The organism is Marinomonas rhodophyticola, assembly GCF_026113935.1.
GTDB classification, from domain to species: domain Bacteria; phylum Pseudomonadota; class Gammaproteobacteria; order Pseudomonadales; family Marinomonadaceae; genus Marinomonas; species Marinomonas rhodophyticola.
In genome coordinates this window covers 332,200-350,619 of sequence record NZ_JAPEUL010000009.1, presented here as the reverse complement: position 1 = coordinate 350,619, position 18,420 = coordinate 332,200, and the positions used below count along the sequence as shown (strand labels likewise).

The window sequence follows — 18,420 nt, the reverse complement described above, 5'->3', positions numbered from 1 at the left end:
TCCGGTATGTCCCCAAGTCAATTCTATAATGACGAATCCGCTGATAAATTTATATGCATAACAGCAAGTGCATCTCGAAGAGCAGCCACCTGCTCTTCAGATAAACCTTGCAGTGCTTTTTCATGAACACGCTTCACTTCAATATCAATCTTTTCTAGTAAAGGTGTCGATTTCTCCATGAGATACAATCCATAGGCACGACGATCTTTTGGATCAGGACAGCGCTCAATCAGACAATCCTCCGCCAATTGATCTATCAATCGAGCTAATGTGATGGGCTGAATATCAAGCATTTCTGCCAATTGCACCTGTTTTACCCCTTCATAGCGAGACACGTACACCAACGCCCGAGCTTGCATTGGGGTCATACATAAGTCACTTTTTGAATACTCCCTGCGCATCAGCCGGATGATGTCGGTTAGAAGAAAGCCAATATTGTTTGTCTGCATGTAAACCACTCATTTTTCATATACAACAATTATTATATACATTGCTTACTATATTCAACATGACCGAATAAATATGCCTAATACTTCCTAAATCTCCATAAAATAGCCGACTAAAAACCCTTAAATCACATAAATGAAAGGCTGGTGTTGCCCTATTAGGCACGGTATTGTTAATCCATTTTGAAAAATAAGGAGAGTCGCGTGAAAGCACCTATACTATTAATTACAGGTGGCGGAAGAGGCATCGGCGCGGCAACCGCTAGGCTTGCTGCTCAGCAAGGCTATCGCGTCATTATTAACTATCAAAAAAACGCGACTTGCGCTGAAAACCTTGTCGCAGATATTGTCTCGTCAGGTGGGTTAGCTCATTGTTTACAAACTGACATAAGCGACATTGATCAAGTCTCTCATATGTTTGCCACGATTAGACGTCAGTGGGGGCCAATCACGGCGTTGGTCAACAATGCTGGTGTCTTAGATCAACAAACGCAATTCGTAGACACCAAACCAGAACGCTGGCAACGTCTCTTTCAAACCAATGTTTTTGGTACCATGCAATGCTGCCAAGAAGCCTTTCAAGACATGGCAAAAAGTCGTGGCGGCAATGGTGGCACCATTGTTAATGTTTCTTCTCTAGCCTCCGTCTATGGCTCACCCAATGAATACGTCGATTACGCCGCTAGTAAAGGCGCGGTTGATTCCTTTTCAAAAGGATTTGCACTAGAAGTGGCGAGTGAGGGTATTCGGGTCAATGTGGTTCGCCCTGGTTTGATCTATACCGATATGCATGCCGATGGCGGAGAAGCAGGACGCGTTGACCGTATTGGTCCCAACTTGCCGTTACAACGTGGCGGACAGCCAGAAGAGGTCGCGGAAGCCATCCTCTGGTTACTCAGTAATAAATCCAGCTATTCTACAGCAGGCTTTATTGACGTAGGTGGTGGCCGCTAAGCCCATTATTGAGCGACAACACATTGAAAGGAGCCTCGCTTTAAGAAAGTCACCTTTGTTGTACTTAGCATACGCAGGATATGGACAAAGAGGACGCGTCATACCCGCCATACGAGCCGTGATTTCTGGATTTTTCGCTCGTGTGGCTGCCACAATCTCTTGAGGCGCTTGTTTTCTTTCAACCCAGGCAATCAAAGGCTGCAACATATCGAATTGATCGGCCGATGGCCCACCTTGTCCATGAGGCATGCCAGGCACACGGTAAAAACGCACAAACTCGGATGCTCGTCCCGCTAAACCAAAATCGAGAAAATCATACCACCGCATTGTATCTTTTACGGAAAAAACTGGGTCACTGTTGCCATGGAAGATCATCATTTTCCCGCCATTTTGATGGAAGGCTGTCAGCTTTGGCTTAGCAGCATCAAGTGGCGTCATCATAGCCATGGCGGATTCTTTAAATTGGTTATTTGTGGCGTAAATTTTTGGCGCATCTTTATCAAAATCAAATTTTAGCAAATAATTTTCTAATGAATAGATATCGCCCGCGACATCCGTAAAAGGCGTTGTAAAAATATGGGCTAAGGCGGCCGCGCCCATTACCACACTAATTGGCTTATGGCTCCAATCCGATATTGTGCTTTCAACCTTCCACATGCGCCAGTTATTAGACCGAATGCCAGTGTCATACACCCAATCCGCATATAAAGCCTGATCCTTCGAGTTATGAGGTCCTGCGTGCATTTTCATTAACGCCGCGACCTTAAGCATAGGTAAACAGTGCTTATCAAAATCACTTTTACAAACCAAAACTTTAGGATCAAACACTTTTTGACAGGCGTCTGTTGCAAACACCATATCGTCATTAATCCCGTCTAACCCATCGCACTGATCTAAGATTTTTTTCGCAAACACCACCAAGTCGCGCCGCGTCAATGCTCGACTAATGTTTTCATTAACTTGATATAACGCCTGAGTATCCCAAGCTTGTTGCAAAGCAGCTTTTGGTAAATTAAAACCAGGATAACCAACCAACAAGCCATCAAACATAGTAGGAAAGCGAGTTGCAGCCACCATCGCCATTCGTCCACCATTAGATTGGCCAAGGCCATAAGCATATTTAATCGGTGATTCGTAGTAGCTTTCAATCAAAGCACGAGCGACAGGATTAAGTTTTTGCACCGCACCATAACCATAGTCACGGCGTGCTTCTGGATCATGTCCAAACGCTGTCACACCAGCAAGACCCGCTTCAGGATAAGCCCTCGCATCGTGACCACCATTACTTGAAACAACGGCAAAACCCTGATTAATAGCGTATTGAGACGGTGTAAGCCCTGTCATTTTACCCAATGCTGGCTGAACTTCCCCATCTACACCACTATTGAACTGGTATGCAAAACGGCCCAGCCAATAATCGGGTAATCGCAACTCAAACTGGATTGCATAAAGTTTGCTATTAACCCCCATGCGTTGAGCCGTCACACCGGAAACGAGACAATATGGACTTCGAACTTCTTTATCTCGCCATACCATCATGGTTTTAATATCGACATTCTGAGGCGCCTTTGTCACTAACGCCTGACAACGAAGGATGTCACCATAAGCATTATTACTAGCCAAGCCAAGGAAAGGCAAAATCAGTGATAACAGGGCTAAAAGGGTTTTCATTACATCGTCCTTTCTGATTTCTAAGCGCCACATAAAAGAGCCATTTTCCCACTTTACTGTAATGAGAAAATAAGCAGGCTCCTTGTCGGAATAATAGACAACAGGCAGTATGCAAAATAACGAATATTAATAAAAATAGAAAGTGATAGAAGAACACTGAAAGGAAATATAAAACGGGCTAAACAGCCCGTTTTATAAAGCTTGAATTAATGAGCAGCAAACACCAATAAATTTGGTGATACTTCATTAAAATCCAATGCCATGGTCACACTAAGCGCTGTAACCGTAATAATGGAAAAGAAGAACACTTGTCGTGCCCACTTATTCACATCAATACCTAAACGGTAACCTCGCAACGCCATGGCTAACCACCATAGACTCGTTGCTAAAGCAACGACCATAAAGCCAATTCCAACATAGCCAGTCAGTGGCAAAAGTGCTGCAACCACTGCAAAAGCAGCAATGTGGAGGACTATATGGCGCTTGGCTTTTGCAATACCTTGTGACACAGGCAAAACAGGAATACCTGCCGCTTCGTAATCTTTATAGCGAAAAATAGCAATCGCATAAGAATGTGGCATCTGCCAAATACAAAACATTGTCAGAAGAATAGCAGCACCAGCGTCAAACTGACCTGCAGCGGCACAATATCCTACCACTGGAGGAACGGCACCCGATAAGCTACCAACAAAGGTTCCATAAACGGAATTGCGCTTGAAATACATAGTATACAAGCCAACGTAAACAACATAACCAAAGGCAGCAAAAGCAACCGCCACCCAGTTAGTAAAATACGCCAATAAAGCAAAACCAATAACACCTAACACAACACCATGAAAAAACGCCGCTTTACCAGACATTTCACCATTTACCGTAACGCGGTTACGTGTACGTTGCATTTTTGCATCAATATCTCTATCGATATAGTTGTTAATGGCACAGCCAGAAGCAACCACTAACGACAAGCCAATAACCGTCGCTAGCATAAGAATCCAATCAATCTCGCCACGGGAGGCTAGAAAAAAGCCTCCCGCAACAGAGATGAGGTTGCCCATAATGATGCCAGGCTTAGTCACCTGAAGATAACGCTTAAACATCTTTATAGGCCCCCACCGGACAGGTATCACATAATATGAAAAAAGTCCGCATAATCATCAAATTACTCTGCTTACATCATCATTGCGTTGGAAGCGTAGATAATCCATACGGATAACGCGACAACCATCACAATAATCACAGCAGCAAAAATAAATGAATAAGTGTCCAACTTGCCTTGCTCAGAGAAGTTCAAATGAAGGAAATACTTCAAGTGAACAAAAATCTGAATAATAGCCAACACAATGATAGTGATATAAGTTGGGCCTTTATCGAACGCTTCCGTCATTACCATCCAGAATGGGATACCAGTCAAAATAACAGACCAGATAAACCCAACTAGGTAAGACTTCACGCTACCGTGTGAATGCGCTTCAGAAGAATGATCGCTCATTAGATCGCTCCCATCAGATAAACAACGGTGAAAACACAGATCCAGACAACATCCAAGAAGTGCCAGAACAAACTCAAGCAGCTCAAGCGAGTCACTGTACGGCTTCCGAAGCCAGATACAATCAACTCAACCATAAGGATAGCCATCCAAATCAAACCAGCGGTTACGTGCAAGCCGTGCGTTCCTACTAATGTAAAGAATGCAGACAAGAAAGCACTGGCTTGAGGACCGTTACCGTGAACGATTAGATGATGGAATTCGTAGACCTCCATAGAAATGAAGCCTAGGCCCAAAAGAAACGTTAGAGACAACCAAGCTAGGGTGCCCTTTTTGTTTTTCTTATGTGCGCAGATCATTGCGAAACCGTACGTAATACTTGAAACAAGTAGAAGTGCCGTTTCAACAAGAACGAAATCCAACTCAAAGATATCTTTACCTGATACGCCACCTGCTGTGTTCATAAAGAGCACAGCGTAAGTAGCGAACAAAGATGCAAAAAGCAAACAGTCTGTCATCAGGTATAGCCAGAATCCGAACACGTTATGTGGTGCTGGATCGTGGTCGTGATGCTCATCGTGAGCGTCATGTGTACTCATATGTGTCGTGCTCATGATTACCCCTTAGCCACACTATCTAGATACGCCTTTTCGGTGCGAGCAATTTCATCTGGCTGAATATAGTAATCAACATCTTTGGTGTAAGCTCGGATCACAAGCAATACAAAACCACCGACGAAGCCAAGCGCTGCCAACCACCATATATGCCAAACCAAAGCAAAGCCCATTACTGTCATGCAAGCAGAAATCAAAATACCTGCTGACGTATTTTTAGGCATATGAATCGGTTCATAGCTGTCTCTACGAACGTAAGCCGTACCTTTTTCTTTCATATCAGTAAACGCATCAATGTCAGAAACAGTAGGAATGACAGCAAAGTTATATACCTGTGGTGGAGAAGATGTCGCCCACTCAAGCGTATGACCATTCCATGGGTCACCAGTCGTGTCCAAATTGTCTTTACGATCACGGAAGCTAACATACAACTGCAATAGCTGAGAAATGATACCGGCCATAATAACAAAGGCACCCACCAAAGCGATGTACAGCCAAATGTTCCAATCTGGGTTATCAGTGTGGTTTAGACGACGAGTCATACCCAAGAAGCCTAAAACATACAAAGGCATGAAGGCTAAGAAGAAACCAACCAACCAGCACCAGAAAGCCGTCTTACCTAATTTTTCATTAAGCTTGAAGCCCATGACTTTCGGGAACCAGAACACAAAACCCGCTAGATAACCAAATACCGCACCACCGATAATGGTGTTGTGGAAGTGGGCAATCAAGAACAAGCTGTTATGCAATACATAGTCAGCACCAGGTACAGCAAGTAGAACACCTGTCATACCACCGATAGAGAAGGTCACCATAAAACCTAGTGTCCAAAGTACAGGCACAGTCACACGTAGACGACCGCGGTACATAGTGAACAACCAGTTAAATAGTTTCACACCTGTCGGCACAGCAATGATCATTGTCATCACACCGAAGAAGGCGTTAACGTTGGCACTTGAACCCATGGTAAAGAAATGGTGAAGCCATACGATAAAACCAAGAATGGAAATCGAAGCTGTCGCCCAAACCATTGATTTGTAGCCAAACAAACGCTTACCAGTGAATGTAGACACTACCTCAGAGAAGATACCAAATGCAGGAAGCACAAGGATGTACACCTCAGGGTGACCCCATGCCCAGAACAAGTTGATATACATCATAGCGTTACCACCACCTTCGTTCGTGAAGAAGTGGAAATCTAGGTAACGATCAAGAGTAAGTAGCGCTAAAGTAACCGTCAAAATAGGGAAAGAGGCTGCGATCAAAATGTTGGCCCAAGTACAGGTCCAAGTAAAGATCGGCATGTCCATCAATTTCATACCTGGAGCGCGCATTTTGAACACTGTTGCCAAGAAGTTAACAGCGGTCAAAGTCGTACCTATCCCCGATATCTGCAATGCCCATATGTAATAATCCACCCCGACATCCGGACTGAATTGCAAACCAGCTAGTGGCGGATAAGCCACCCAACCAGTCTTGGCGAATTCACCAACGAATAAAGAGATGTTAATTAGAACAGCACCACCAGCCGTTAGCCAGAAGCTAAGGTTGTTTAGGAATGGGAAGGCAACGTCACGTGCACCAATCTGTAGCGGCACAACAATGTTCATCAGACCAATCATGAATGGCATCGCCATAAAGATGATCATGATCACACCGTGCGCCGTAAAGACTTGGTCATAGTGGTGTGGAGGCAAATAGCCGTCACCACCATTTGTTGACAACGCCAATTGCAATCGCATCATCACCGCATCGGCAAAACCACGCAACAGCATGATCAAAGCTAATACGATATACATAACGCCAAGGCGTTTATGGTCGATTGATGTTATCCAGTCACGCCATAAAGTGCCAAGCAAGTTGTACTTCAGCAATAAAAATGCAAGTGTCAATGCACCTAGAGCAACGACACAAAAAGTCACAATCAAGATTGGCTCATGGAATGGAATCGCATCTAAAGATAATTTACCTAGAATAGACATTATTTGTCTGCCTCCATGTGCATCTCGTGAGATGATTGCTCAGACGATTCATGATTCATCTCGCCATGCTTCATTTCACCATGGTTTGAATCACCGTGAATCATTTTCGGTGCAAAGGAAGTTCCTTCCAGCATTTCAACTCGACCATGATCTTCCATGAACTTCATCACGTTATCCATGAAGATATTTGGCTCAATAGAGTTGTAGTACTGAACAGGCGTTGCTTCATGTTTATGATGCGGATCCGCGTCATATTCAGCAAGCTTGTCATAGGCGGCTTGGTCCAACACACCGTTGTTAATCACGTTGTGAGTACCGGCTTTCACACCCTCAACCCAAGCATCAAAATCGGCCTGTGTTTCGGTGGCAATCGCTTTAAACTTCATCGTACTAAAACCAGGTCCACTGTAGTTCGCAGAGAAACCGTCAAATGTGCCGGACCATTTGCGATCAAGTGAAGCTTGGTCACCATGCCTGCCATTGAGTAAATTTGGCTACCCAACTGAGGAATGAAGAACGAGTTCATTGTGCCTTCTGATGAGATGTGGAAAGCAACAGGAACATTAGCTGGGAATCTCAGCTCATTCACAGACGCAATACCAAGGTCCGGATAAACAAACAACCACTTCCAGTTCATCGAAACGACCTGAACATCAATGTGATCTTTTTCCGATTCCAAAGGCTTGTAAGGATCCAATGAATGGGTTGATTTCCATGTAATCACACCAAGAACAATGATGATGACAATTGGAATTGCCCAAACAATAGTTTCAATTTTTGTGGAGTGAGACCACTTAGGTTCGTAGATTTCGTCACGACCTTCACGGTATTTCCAAGCGAAATACAGTGTCATGAAGATGACAGGAATCACAACAAGCAGCATCAATAAAGTCGCAACAATAATTAGTTGCTTCTCTTCAATACCAACTTGCCCTTTAGGATCAAGCACACCACCCTGACAACCGGCGAGCAAGCCCACCATTAGCGCCAAAGCGACTTTATTTAGGATACGAGTTAACAAGAGAATCATCCTCTAACCCTTATGTTCACAAAACTGCCACCTAAGATCAGGTAACAGAACGAAAATCCGGCAAAGCCGGGTATTTCAGTAAGATCACCTCACTGTAAAAACAGTGTAAGAACCATTACTGTGTCAACAATATTAACGCAGTAATAATCCTTCTGGATCACCTAAATCTGAAAAAGGGAGCCTCTACATCTCATCGCACATCGTGCCTCGGCACGATTTAGACGTTCTTTCGGAACGTCAGTACGAAGTAAAGAGAAGGCCATTTTTTGGCGAGCAAGGTTGTTATTGGTCGTAATGGACCAATAACTAACCAATAACAAGGAGATAAACACGATGCTAAAGAGTGGCATCGTATTAAAAATAGGGTCGGTCATGATAACCGTTTGGCTATCAATAAAAGAGGAGATAGTAACCAGCGGTAATAATAAAGCAAGGCATAGGCCGGCAAAAACGGGGCGTAAAAAATTCGCCAACATGCTGGATATCGAATTCACATAATGATGCAGAATGTCTTGAAATTTTTTCAATTTTTCCATCCGATTCATAAAAACAAAAGTGAAAATACCCTTCTTACCCGCTTCATACGAATTTAAGAGTGCGAAATATAGCAAAATTTATACAACCATACAAAGCGTAGTTTAGCCTTTGTTCATCTTTGCTTCACGGCCTTTTTATAAAAATTCACATTCTTGCCTTGGGCCAACGAATACAACATCTATCTAATACAGCAAGATTAACATTCTTCCCATACAATTTCCTTACAAAATGTAAGCCTTATTTCATTCTCATTTCAGCTTCCATCCAAGATTGCATCCTTTTTATCATATACGCCATGTCGTCTTCTTTTGGACCACTAAAGCCCAGTAAAAAGCCCTGTTTCTGATTGTTTTTATGCCCGTAGTGCCGCGATAAAGAGGACAGCACAATACCTTCATAAGATAAATCTTGTGCCATACGCTGTTCCAACGTCGCTTCGCTCCTTATCGAGGACGCAAGATTCGTCTTTATGTGTATTAATATGTGCATGCCTCCCCGTGGCGCTTTCCAATCGAACCAAGGCGTAAGATGCGTCTCTAAAAGACGCAATAACGTATCACGCTTAAAACGGTAATGTCGGCGCATCCTGTTCACATGGCGATCAAATTGACCTTGTTGCATAAAATCGGCCACTACAGGCTGAATGGGCAAAGACACCGAGGACCCTAACACATACTGACTATGGTGCAGCGTCGCCACATGTTTCATGGGCGCAACAATAAAACCAAGCCGTAAACCACGAAACAACACTTTAGAAAAGCTCCCTACAAAAAACACTCGATCGCAAACTTGACCATGAATACTCGCCGTCTGCATAAAAGGCACATTGCTCCGCCCCTGATAAACAAATTCATTATCGTAATCGTCTTCTATTAGCCACCAGCTTGGCGAATCATTCTGTAACACTTGTAACCATTGTTGTCGACGCGTCGCACTGATGCTCACACCAAGCGGATATTGTCGATTCGGCGTGACAATGGCCACATTCGAAGCATATTCGCTATCAGGTAAACAAGGGCCATCGTCATCGATACAGAGTGTGCCTCTGTTTGTGTGGGACGTGATTGCCTCACGTATTGGCGGATAAGTTGGCTCTTCAAGCCACCATTTTATCGCAGAGCTGTCGGAATCATTTAAGGACATCATCGCATGCTGTAATAAAAGTAACGCATCACGGCTACCTGCTGTGACAACAATTTGCTCCACCGAACAATCAAGACCGCGAACACGGTATAAATAGTCAACTATTGCAGTTTTTAACTCAGGATAGCCAGTTGTATATCCTCCTTGTAATACCATTAAGTCAGGTCGAAGCCAGCTACGTCTCATGCTTGCAGCCCATTTCTTAGTAGGAAAAACAGACATATCAGCCCCTGCGTCAAATGCTCGTGTCGGTAGCGTTTTATTATCCGATGATGATAGAGAAGCAGGGCGTTTCACCATACGATCGCCCACCATAGGCAAAGCTGCTACAAAAACGCCGCGTTTTTCTTCACTGGTTAAAATGCCTTCTGCAATTAACTGATCGTACGCTCGCGACGTAGTACTGCGGGAAACCCCTAAGGAACTGGCTAAAAATCGTGAGGAGGGCAGCTTATCCCCAACCGATAATTCACCCGACACAATGCCCTGTTGAATCTGATCCATTAATTGTTGGTAATAGGGCGCGCCGTCCTCTAAAGAGAAACGTAAACTCGTCATGGTGTGCTTCATATCTGGCCTGCTTTTTTATCTTCATTCTGGCTATTCTTATAGAAGCCAGTTTTCTCTACAGTCTGGTTATAACCAAACCCCCATTGAGACACAAGGAGAGAATGCATGAGCCAGTCACTAGAAGAAACCGCATTAAGTAAAGTCAAACGCGGGCCAAATCGCGCGTCCTACGACAAAGACTTAGCCATAGAGATTATCGATGCGGCGTTAATGTGCCACGTTGGACAAACGAAGGATGGACAGGTTTTTGTGACTCCCACTTGCCATTGGCGTGAGGGCGACTACTTTTATTGGCATGCTCACTCTAAAGCTCGTAACGTCAAAGGCCCCATCGACGAGCCAGAAAAAGTCTGCATTAACGTGAGCTTATTAGATGGTTTAGTACTGGCGCGTTCCGCCATGCATCACTCTGTGAACTATCGTTCTGTCACCTTATTTGGTGTGCCAGAACTCATTGACGATAAAGAAGAAAAGGTACGTCAGTTCAAGCTTTTCTTAGACAAAGTCAGCCCAGGTCGTTGGGAAGCGTTACGCCCAGTGAACGAACAAGAAATAAAAGCCACTGGCGTTGTGCGAATCAAAATCGAAGAAGCCTCGGTAAAAATGCGTGCCGAGCCTCCCATCGATGATCCAGCCGATAACGAATGGCCTGTGTGGGCAGGTGTCGTTCCTTTAAAAGAGAATGGGTATCGATTGAGCAAGACCCGATTCAAACGGAACACTATACTCAGCCAACACCGCCCGATGCGTACTAACACACAAAAATCACAAGGCCAAGATTGAAAAAGATGAGAATTACCAAGGTTTAGCCTATAAAACCTTATAAACCCATCTTTTATGCACCATTAATGCACATTTTTGCAGCTTTTATCTTGCGGTTTTTCATAAAATCGCTACTCTTGCACCCTTTTTTACGATTCTACGCGTTTCTTAGGGTGTCTTTTTACAAAAAAGCACTCCTAGCATTCAACCCACGAACAATAACACAATCGATATTATCGAATAACGGGAGTGCCCTACATGGCAGCAATCATAGACTTTTTAAACACGATTTTCTGGGGGTATATCCTCATCTATGGACTACTAGCCGTCGGCGTATATTTCACTTTACGTCTAGGTTTTATTCAGGTTCGACGTTTTCCAGAATTCATCCGTACTGTTCTTAAAGCCCCACAATCTGATCGTGGCGGTATATCTCCTTTCCAAGCCCTTTGTACTAGCCTCGCTTCTCGTGTTGGAACAGGCAACATGACAGGTGTAGCTGTCGCGTTATATTTAGGTGGCCCTGGTGCTATTTTCTGGATGTGGGTCGTTGCCCTAATCGGTATGGCGACTGCCTATGCAGAAAGCACCTTGGCTCAACTCTACAAAATGCGTGATCAAAATGGACAATTACGTGGTGGTCCAGCGTTTTATATCAGCAAAGGCTTAAAAGCCCCTTGGGCTGGCGCGGTATTTTCGCTGGCGCTTATCTTGGCCTTTGGTTTGGTCTTTAATGCGGTTCAAGCCAACTCGATTGCAGGCGCAATGGAAGGCGCATTTGGTATCGACACCAGTGTGACCGGCATCGTTATCATGCTGCTAGCAGCGATTGTTATCTTCGGTGGTATCAAGAAAATCGCACGTTTTGCTGAAATCGTTGTGCCATTCATGGCAGTTTTATACCTACTACTCGCCTTGTATGTAATCTTTACCAATCTTTCTGATGTGCCTGCGGCGTTTGCGTTAATCGTCAAAAGCGCCTTTGGTATTGAACAAGCGGCAGGCGGTGTACTAGGTGCCATGCTAAACGGCGTAAAACGTGGTTTGTTTTCCAACGAAGCGGGTATGGGTTCTGCGCCAAACATCGCTGCGGTTGCTACGCCAAACCCTCATCACCCAGCTTCTCAGGGTATGGTGCAATCCTTAGGTGTTTTTATTGATACGCTATTGATCTGTACCGCGACGGCACTGATGATTCTGCTATCCGGCGCGTTGGGTAACGGTGAAACGGGCATCATGTTGACACAAACCGCCTTGACCACTCACATTGGTAGCGCAGGCCATTACTTTGTGGCGATCGCCATTTTCTTCTTCGCGTTTACTTCTATCATTGGTAACTACACCTATGCAGAAAATGCGCTAACGTACCTAAAGTGGGCAAACAAGCCAGGGATTTTTATTTTACGTATCCTCGCTCTGGGCATGATCCCATGGGGCGCTTATGAAAGTGTGGCGATGGTATTTAACGCCGCAGACGCTGCGATGGGCCTCATGGCGACCATTAACCTAATCGCTATTATGATGCTCTCAGGATTGGTGATAAAACTCACCAAAGACTATTTCACTCAGTTGAAAACAAAAACCCCCGTATTTAACTCAGATGACTATCCAGAAATTCGTGACGATATTGATCTCAGTGTTTGGGATGAAAAACCCAGTAAATAAACGACGAATACGACATTAGTAAGGTTAAAAAAACAAAACCCGCTGCACAGCGGGTTTTTCATTTTTGCTATTCAAGCTCTACAAAGCATAATGTAAATGCGCTAAATTTTCGCGGCAATCTTATGCGCTAAACCATGTAAGAATGGCCCGGCAATAAAAGAAATAATGCCTGCTGCGGGCCATGCTAATACCCAAGCATGCAGCCAAAAGGACACAAAATCTGGGTGTAATCCAATGTTCACGTAGGTAATCCACGCCGACATCATCAATGACAAGGTGAAGGACATAAGCACTGCAAAAATAATTCTGTGTTTCATTTTTCTCTCCTGATGAACTTATCGTCTTCTCTTAAATAAAGAGTGCCCCAGACAAAAAGTAAGTAAACGACTCAAACCTTAGATACATACTAGCAAGCATCTTTATTTGTAAATATACTGATTTTTTAAAATCAAATTTACAAAAATGCAAAATGCTTGATGATCTAAAGATTTTTATCACTGCGGCCAACAAAAATAGCCTGACCGCTGCGGCTCAGCATCTCGATATGACCATCGCTACCGTGTCACGTCGTATCAGTGCGCTTGAACAAAAACTTGGCTGCGAGCTATTACATCGCTCAACAAAAGGCCTCACACTGACGCCAATAGGGGAAAGCTACTACCAAGAATGCGCCGAATTCATCGATGCACTGGATCAACGTATTTCCAATCTCGATCAAACCTTGAACAGCTTAAAAGGCGACTTAAAAATATTAGCGCCAGTCAATTTAGGCAGTGGACCACTGGATGAATTTTGGCGAGACTTTGTGCAACAACACCCAGAGATTGAATTAAACATCGAACTGAGCAACACGGTGCAAGACATAAGAGACACGCGCGCCGACATCGCATTGCGCTCTGGGCAACAACCCAGCTCGTCTCTTATTCAGAAGCGCATCGGTCATATCGAGTCCCATTTTAGTTGCATCGCCCAAAGTATCCTTTTTGCTGCCTAGCTCGATAGACGCCTTACAGCAATCCCCAAGCATCGCCTCCAATATGTTTTCTGATTGGTTACTGATGAATCGTCAAGGCGAAAACTATCCAATGAAAAAAGAACACCAACATATTAGCAACGACATGAACATTACGCTCAACCTTGCCAAAGCAGGCGCAGGCATAGCATTAATGCCCATGAGCATGGTGCACGGTGCGCTAGCAACAGGCGAACTTATTCGGGTTTTGCCTGAATGGCGCGGCCAAAATAGAGAGATTTTTTTAGTCTGGCCCTATCGTCGCAGCCTGTCTGCGAGAGCTAAACTATTACGTGACGAACTCACGCAATACCTTCATCAACAAAGCTGGTTCCATCCAAGCTCTTAACCTCAAAAGCAAGAGTCTAAAAAGCAAAATTTGGTTACACTGACGCACGAATAACGACCGACGACTTATCAACAAGGATTAATATGGAAAACTTATTCTGGTGGCAATATGCCTTAATCGGTGCCATTTTTATATGGAGCGGCTTTGTTCGCAGTGGCTTAGGATTTGGCGGTGCGGTCCTTGCATTACCTTTTCTATTATTAGTAAAAAACGATCCTCTGTTATTTCTCCCCATTATTTCCATCCATCTTTTGGTGTTTTCCAGCTGGATTGCATGGCAAGGGGCAAAAACCACCAAGCAGCAAGCTCAACTCGCCGCAGAGCGAGGCGAAGCACCGCAAGAAGCGCAGGGCAACATCGCGTGGGGCTATTTGAAAAAAGCCCTCGGTATCATGATAGTGCCGAAATTGATCGGCGTATTTGGTTTATTAACCTTACCGGGCAACATAGTCACTGGGGTGATTTTCGTCATCGTCGCGGTATTTGCCGTGTCTTATATTCTCAATAAACCCTTTTACACCAACAACAAATTCCTCGATACGGTTTTCCTCATGCTCGGCGGCTACGTCAGCGGCACCTCCTTAATAGGCGCACCGCTTATCGTCTCCGTCTTCGCTACCAAAGTCCCACGCCACCAACTGCGCGATACCTTATTCGTGCTTTGGTTTATTCTGGTGATGATCAAAATGGTGTCCTTCCTCATCGCCGGCATCGACCTACAACTCATCCACCAACTTTGGTTACTGCCTTGCGCCTTGATTGGTCACGTCTTCGGACAAAAGCTCCACAACCGCATTCAAAAAGCCGAAACACCCGTCTTTTTCCAATTCGTCGGCTGGGCGCTACTCATCGTCTGCGGATTTGGCTTGTACTCGACCTTCATGCTTTAAGGTTATTGGGCTTTACAGCCCAACCATAGCCCGTTAAAACAGTACTTTTTGTAGGTCGGAATTTATGCCGACAATAAGGCATTGTTGGCCTAAAGGCACAACCTACAAAATTTATATAAAACAATTACTTGTAGGTCGGCATTTATGCCGACAAAAAATTCAGCACAGCAAATTACATCTCGTCGGGCTAAAGCCGCGACCTACAAAACCCTCGAAGATTGAGTCAGTTGATCAACCAGGTAGACGATGGATTGATACTCGATGCCGCTGTGTTCCGATAAGCCAATCTCGCAGGTACGGCTATTGGAGTAGCCCGCTTCGCAGCCTTCTACGGCTTTGGCTAGGGTTTTCAAGGCGCTGGCGTTGAGTTCGGGTGTGGAAAAGCCTTTGTCGCCGGCAAAGCCGCAGCAGGTAATGTCTGGTGGGATAATAACTTCCTCAGCGAGTTGATGAGCAAGCTGTACGAAGCTGTCGGCGAGTCCCATGCGGGTTGTGCTGCACGTCACATGAAGGGCGATTTTGCCGAGCTTTTCTTTCACGGTTAGGTTTGGCATCACGTGAGCGGAGACAAAGCCCACTTGTTCATGAAGATCTAAGCGTGGATCAAGACTTTCCTGCATGCGTAGCAAGCAAGGACTGACATCGCAAACGATGGGGATTCTGCCATTATCGCTGGCGTCGAGCAGTAAACGATTGAGGTCATTGGCTTTTTTGTTCGCTGCGTCGAATTGCCCTTTGGATTGAAACGCCATACCACAGCATTGGCTATCTATGTCTTTGGGTACAGTGACTTTATAGCCTGCTTTTTGCAATACAGAGAACATCACCTCCATGACGGAGCGTTTATCGTCGGCATTTGGCCCAGCGCCCATGACACGAGTCGCACAGCTAGGGAAGTAGATGACTTCTTTTTGTAGGTCATTGCTTTGCATATCATCACATTGCAAGACAGGAATAGACTTCAATGATGACGCAGCGTTGGGCATCTGTTTATGCCACTTCGGCACAGCACCATTGGAGACTTTATTCATCGCCGAACTAATGGTTGTCATGCCTGAGTCACCCATAACTCGACGGGCTCCACTGGCAAGATTGAGGCCGACTTTTGCTGTTTTAGTGACGCCTTCAAAATGATCAGCAACCCAATAGCCAACTTTACTGTCTGGGTGACGATCATGACGTAATTCGCGGGTTAAATCGCCGGTATTGATGCCAACGGGACATTGCATTGAACACAAGCCGCAACCAGCACAGGTATCAACCCCTTGATAATCATAGTCTTTTCTTAACTCCGCTAAGCGTTGCGGATCTGTACCCATTGCGGTTAATCGCTGAATCTCACGCCAAATCACAATACGCTGACGAGGCGTTAAGGTAATGGATTTGGATGGACAAGAGGATTCACAAAAACCACATTCGATGCAGGTATCCACTTTGTCATTGGCTTTGGGCAAGGGTTTGAGGTTCTGCACATGCAAGTTGGCATTGTGTGACAAGATCACATCTGGGTTGAGCAAGCCTTGCGGGTCAAAGGCACGCTTGATTTGCCACATTATGTCGTAGGCTTCTTTGCCCCATTCCAATTCCACATAAGGCGCCATGTTGCGACCTGTGCCGTGTTCCGCTTTCAACGAGCCCCTTGTATTTCACCGCGACTAATTGCGCCACTTCGTCCATCAGTTGTTCGTAGCGTTTCACTTCCTTCGGATCATCAAAACCTTGGGTAAACACGAAATGCAAATTGCCCTCTAACGCGTGACCGAACAAAATCGCTTCGCGATAACCATACTTTTGAAACACCCCTTGTAGTTCTAAAACACCTTCGGCGAGTTGTTCGACAGGGAAGGCCACGTCTTCGATGATGACCGTGGTGCCAACAGGACGCACCGCACCAACGGCAGGAAACAAGCCTTTGCGAATCTTCCAATAGGAATCGTAGATGACTTTGTCTTGGGTAAATTCAATAGGGTTGAGTGTGGCTTGACCGCTTAAGGCTTGTGTCACCAAGGCCAAATTGGCTTCTAATTCTTCGGCATCGGCAGCGCGTACATCAACCAATAAACCCGCTGCTTGTGCGCCAAGAGACGACAACAGTTCCGGCATCCCAGGTTTGCCTTCCACCGCACGCAAGCCAGCACGGTCGATCAATTCTACCGCAGAAACTGGTGAACTTTTTAGCGCCGTCACCGCTCGACAGGTAGCTTCCATATCCTCAAAGAAGATCATCGCGGCGGCTTTTATGGGGTGATCTACCACGGTTTCATAGGTCACTTCGCTGATAAAACCCAAAGTCCCTTCGGAGCCGATCATCAGATGCAGCAAGATATCAAAGGGATCTTGGTAATCGGTTAGGCTGTTTAAACTGTATCCTGTCGTGTTTTTTAAACGATATTTGTGTCTAATTTTGTCGGCTAATTCGCTATTGGCTTGCACACTTTTAGACAAACGAACCAGCGTATCCAGCAAGTCAGCATTGCGATTTCCAAAGGCTAAACGACTTGCTCCATCAGCGGTATCCAATAGGGAACCATCGGCAAAAATCAAGCGGGCACTTTGAATGGTGTGATAGCTGTTTTGCGCCGTGCCGCAACACATACCACTGGCGTTGTTCGCTGCGATGCCGCCAATCATACAAGCATTAATGGACGCAGGATCTGGGCCGATTTTACGCTGGAAAGGCGCTAGCAGCTGATTGGCGCATGCACCAATAATGCCTGGCTGGAGGGAAATAGAACGACCATGGTCATGCAGTCGATGACCTTTCCAGTTATCGGACAATTGCATCAAGATGGAATCGGTTACTGCCTGCCCAGACAAACTCGTACCCGCCGCACGAAAGGTTACCGGTAAATTGCGCTTTCTGGCTTCTTTCAGCACCAACTGCACTTCCGCTTCGTTATCGACTCGCACCACCAATTGCGGAATCAAGCGATAAAAACTCGCATCTGTACCATACGCCAAGGTGCGCAATGGATCGCGGATCAATCGAGTCTCATCAATCGCGCCCTTTTTAGCGTCTTTTAGTGCTAAATACAGATCGCGATATTGAGCGGTTTTATCAGCAAGTGAATCAGTGTTCATAGAAGCTTCCACGGCGGTAGCCTTTTTATTGTTAGAAAGTATTAGTATTGAAAATTAACGCTAGACAAATTGGTAAGACCAATTTACCTTTTAAATATAAGGCACAGTAAGAATTCAAAGAAACTTTGTCAACTTATAATTTAGTCGATATTTCGTGAATTTTAGCAGCAAGATTAATTGGTTTTACCACTTTTAAACTTACACACAGCTTTTACGAAAGAAATATTT

Annotated in this window: 19 protein-coding genes; 6 read left to right on the top strand and 13 right to left on the bottom strand. The window is 44.9% G+C overall.

Annotation, left to right across the window (positions count from 1 at the left end):
• Positions 1–23 precede the first annotated feature (23 nt).
• Positions 24–449, bottom strand: a complete 426-nt coding sequence (locus tag ONZ52_RS16025) for a MarR family winged helix-turn-helix transcriptional regulator (RefSeq protein ID WP_265219715.1) — start codon at positions 447–449, stop codon at positions 24–26.
• Between the two features lie 201 nt (positions 450–650).
• On the opposite strand from ONZ52_RS16025, the gene ONZ52_RS16020 reads away from it, so the two are divergent.
• On the top strand, positions 651–1,400 hold the full coding sequence (locus ONZ52_RS16020) for an SDR family oxidoreductase (protein ID WP_265219714.1): 750 nt from the start codon (positions 651–653) through the stop codon (positions 1,398–1,400).
• Here ONZ52_RS16020 and ONZ52_RS16015 read toward each other — a convergent pair.
• The 9 genes from ONZ52_RS16015 to pdxR all read right to left on the bottom strand — a co-directional run bounded on the left by ONZ52_RS16015 (position 1,338) and on the right by pdxR (position 10,421).
• Positions 1,338–3,071, bottom strand: a complete 1,734-nt coding sequence (locus ONZ52_RS16015) for a tannase/feruloyl esterase family alpha/beta hydrolase (protein WP_265219713.1) — start codon at positions 3,069–3,071, stop codon at positions 1,338–1,340. The two genes, ONZ52_RS16020 and ONZ52_RS16015, sit on opposite strands and share 63 nt — an antisense overlap.
• Positions 3,072–3,277: 206 nt before the next feature.
• Entirely contained in the window at positions 3,278–4,168 is an 891-nt protein-coding gene (gene cyoE, locus ONZ52_RS16010) for a heme o synthase (RefSeq protein WP_265219712.1), read from the bottom strand.
• A gap of 71 nt (positions 4,169–4,239) precedes the next feature.
• Positions 4,240–4,560, bottom strand: a complete 321-nt coding sequence (gene cyoD / locus ONZ52_RS16005; protein WP_265219711.1) for a cytochrome o ubiquinol oxidase subunit IV — start codon at positions 4,558–4,560, stop codon at positions 4,240–4,242.
• Positions 4,560–5,171, bottom strand: a complete 612-nt coding sequence (gene cyoC, locus ONZ52_RS16000) for a cytochrome o ubiquinol oxidase subunit III (RefSeq protein ID WP_265219710.1) — start codon at positions 5,169–5,171, stop codon at positions 4,560–4,562. The genes cyoD and cyoC overlap by 1 nt, the downstream gene beginning before the upstream one ends.
• A 2-nt stretch (positions 5,172–5,173) precedes the next feature.
• A complete protein-coding gene (cyoB, locus tag ONZ52_RS15995; RefSeq protein ID WP_265219709.1) occupies positions 5,174–7,153 on the bottom strand; it encodes a cytochrome o ubiquinol oxidase subunit I in 1,980 nt (659 codons plus the stop codon).
• Positions 7,153–7,539: a COX aromatic rich motif-containing protein gene (locus tag ONZ52_RS15990; RefSeq protein WP_265219708.1), complete on the bottom strand. Its 387-nt coding sequence runs from the start codon at positions 7,537–7,539 to the stop codon at positions 7,153–7,155. Before ONZ52_RS15990 ends, cyoB begins: the two co-directional genes overlap by 1 nt.
• The gene (gene cyoA, locus ONZ52_RS15985; protein ID WP_265219707.1) at positions 7,536–8,183 is read right to left on the bottom strand and encodes a ubiquinol oxidase subunit II; all 648 of its coding nucleotides are present in this window, start codon (positions 8,181–8,183) and stop codon (positions 7,536–7,538) included. Before cyoA ends, ONZ52_RS15990 begins: the two co-directional genes overlap by 4 nt.
• 161 nt (positions 8,184–8,344) lie before the next feature.
• Positions 8,345–8,710 carry a hypothetical protein gene (locus tag ONZ52_RS15980; protein ID WP_265219706.1) on the bottom strand — a complete coding sequence of 122 codons (366 nt, stop codon included), beginning with the start codon at positions 8,708–8,710 and terminating at the stop codon, positions 8,345–8,347.
• A 247-nt stretch (positions 8,711–8,957) separates the two neighbouring features.
• Positions 8,958–10,421 (bottom strand): MocR-like pyridoxine biosynthesis transcription factor PdxR, encoded by a 1,464-nt coding sequence (gene pdxR / locus ONZ52_RS15975; protein ID WP_265219705.1) that lies wholly within the window; start codon positions 10,419–10,421, stop codon positions 8,958–8,960.
• 117 nt (positions 10,422–10,538) lie between these two features.
• On the opposite strand from pdxR, the gene ONZ52_RS15970 reads away from it, so the two are divergent.
• Positions 10,539–11,216, top strand: coding sequence for a pyridoxamine 5'-phosphate oxidase family protein (locus ONZ52_RS15970; protein ID WP_265219704.1), 678 nt, complete (start codon positions 10,539–10,541; stop codon positions 11,214–11,216).
• Between the two features lie 237 nt (positions 11,217–11,453).
• Positions 11,454–12,860, top strand: a complete 1,407-nt coding sequence (locus tag ONZ52_RS15965) for an alanine/glycine:cation symporter family protein (RefSeq protein WP_265219703.1) — start codon at positions 11,454–11,456, stop codon at positions 12,858–12,860.
• A gap of 101 nt (positions 12,861–12,961) precedes the next feature.
• Here ONZ52_RS15965 and ONZ52_RS15960 read toward each other — a convergent pair whose 3' ends face one another.
• Positions 12,962–13,177, bottom strand: coding sequence for a DUF2798 domain-containing protein (locus tag ONZ52_RS15960; protein ID WP_265219702.1), 216 nt, complete (start codon positions 13,175–13,177; stop codon positions 12,962–12,964).
• A 152-nt stretch (positions 13,178–13,329) separates the two neighbouring features.
• On the opposite strand from ONZ52_RS15960, the gene ONZ52_RS15955 reads away from it, so the two are divergent.
• From ONZ52_RS15955 to ONZ52_RS15945, 3 genes are all read left to right on the top strand, one after another.
• Positions 13,330–13,854, top strand: coding sequence for a LysR family transcriptional regulator (locus tag ONZ52_RS15955; protein WP_265219701.1), 525 nt, complete (start codon positions 13,330–13,332; stop codon positions 13,852–13,854).
• Entirely contained in the window at positions 13,844–14,221 is a 378-nt protein-coding gene (locus ONZ52_RS15950) for a LysR substrate-binding domain-containing protein (RefSeq protein ID WP_265219700.1), read from the top strand. The genes ONZ52_RS15955 and ONZ52_RS15950 overlap by 11 nt, the downstream gene beginning before the upstream one ends.
• Positions 14,222–14,304: 83 nt before the next feature.
• Positions 14,305–15,111 (top strand): sulfite exporter TauE/SafE family protein, encoded by an 807-nt coding sequence (locus ONZ52_RS15945; RefSeq protein ID WP_265219699.1) that lies wholly within the window; start codon positions 14,305–14,307, stop codon positions 15,109–15,111.
• A 200-nt stretch (positions 15,112–15,311) separates the two neighbouring features.
• On the opposite strand, the gene ONZ52_RS24835 is transcribed toward ONZ52_RS15945, so the two are convergent.
• On the bottom strand, positions 15,312–16,742 hold the full coding sequence (locus ONZ52_RS24835; protein ID WP_321160356.1) for a (Fe-S)-binding protein: 1,431 nt from the start codon (positions 16,740–16,742) through the stop codon (positions 15,312–15,314).
• On the bottom strand, positions 16,639–18,192 hold the full coding sequence (locus ONZ52_RS24830) for an FAD-binding oxidoreductase (protein WP_321160355.1): 1,554 nt from the start codon (positions 18,190–18,192) through the stop codon (positions 16,639–16,641). Before ONZ52_RS24830 ends, ONZ52_RS24835 begins: the two co-directional genes overlap by 104 nt.
• Positions 18,193–18,420: the final 228 nt, after the last annotated feature.

What these genes read in the sequence shown, in the direction of transcription:
- ONZ52_RS16025 (WP_265219715.1), bottom strand. Translation starts at nt 449, where the DNA reads ATGCAGACAAACAATATTGGCTTTCTTCTAACCGACATCATCCGGCTG.
- ONZ52_RS16015 (WP_265219713.1), bottom strand. Translation starts at nt 3,071, where the DNA reads ATGAAAACCCTTTTAGCCCTGTTATCACTGATTTTGCCTTTCCTTGGC.
- cyoE (WP_265219712.1), bottom strand. Translation starts at nt 4,168, where the DNA reads ATGTTTAAGCGTTATCTTCAGGTGACTAAGCCTGGCATCATTATGGGC.
- cyoD (WP_265219711.1), bottom strand. Translation starts at nt 4,560, where the DNA reads ATGAGCGATCATTCTTCTGAAGCGCATTCACACGGTAGCGTGAAGTCT.
- cyoC (WP_265219710.1), bottom strand. Translation starts at nt 5,171, where the DNA reads ATGAGCACGACACATATGAGTACACATGACGCTCACGATGAGCATCAC.
- cyoB (WP_265219709.1), bottom strand. Translation starts at nt 7,153, where the DNA reads ATGTCTATTCTAGGTAAATTATCTTTAGATGCGATTCCATTCCATGAG.
- ONZ52_RS15990 (WP_265219708.1), bottom strand. Translation starts at nt 7,539, where the DNA reads ATGAAGTTTAAAGCGATTGCCACCGAAACACAGGCCGATTTTGATGCT.
- cyoA (WP_265219707.1), bottom strand. Translation starts at nt 8,183, where the DNA reads ATGATTCTCTTGTTAACTCGTATCCTAAATAAAGTCGCTTTGGCGCTA.
- pdxR (WP_265219705.1), bottom strand. Translation starts at nt 10,421, where the DNA reads ATGACGAGTTTACGTTTCTCTTTAGAGGACGGCGCGCCCTATTACCAA.
- ONZ52_RS15970 (WP_265219704.1), top strand. Translation starts at nt 10,539, where the DNA reads ATGAGCCAGTCACTAGAAGAAACCGCATTAAGTAAAGTCAAACGCGGG.
- ONZ52_RS15965 (WP_265219703.1), top strand. Translation starts at nt 11,454, where the DNA reads ATGGCAGCAATCATAGACTTTTTAAACACGATTTTCTGGGGGTATATC.
- ONZ52_RS15960 (WP_265219702.1), bottom strand. Translation starts at nt 13,177, where the DNA reads ATGAAACACAGAATTATTTTTGCAGTGCTTATGTCCTTCACCTTGTCA.
- ONZ52_RS15955 (WP_265219701.1), top strand. Translation starts at nt 13,330, where the DNA reads ATGCTTGATGATCTAAAGATTTTTATCACTGCGGCCAACAAAAATAGC.
- ONZ52_RS15945 (WP_265219699.1), top strand. Translation starts at nt 14,305, where the DNA reads ATGGAAAACTTATTCTGGTGGCAATATGCCTTAATCGGTGCCATTTTT.
- ONZ52_RS24830 (WP_321160355.1), bottom strand. Translation starts at nt 18,192, where the DNA reads ATGAACACTGATTCACTTGCTGATAAAACCGCTCAATATCGCGATCTG.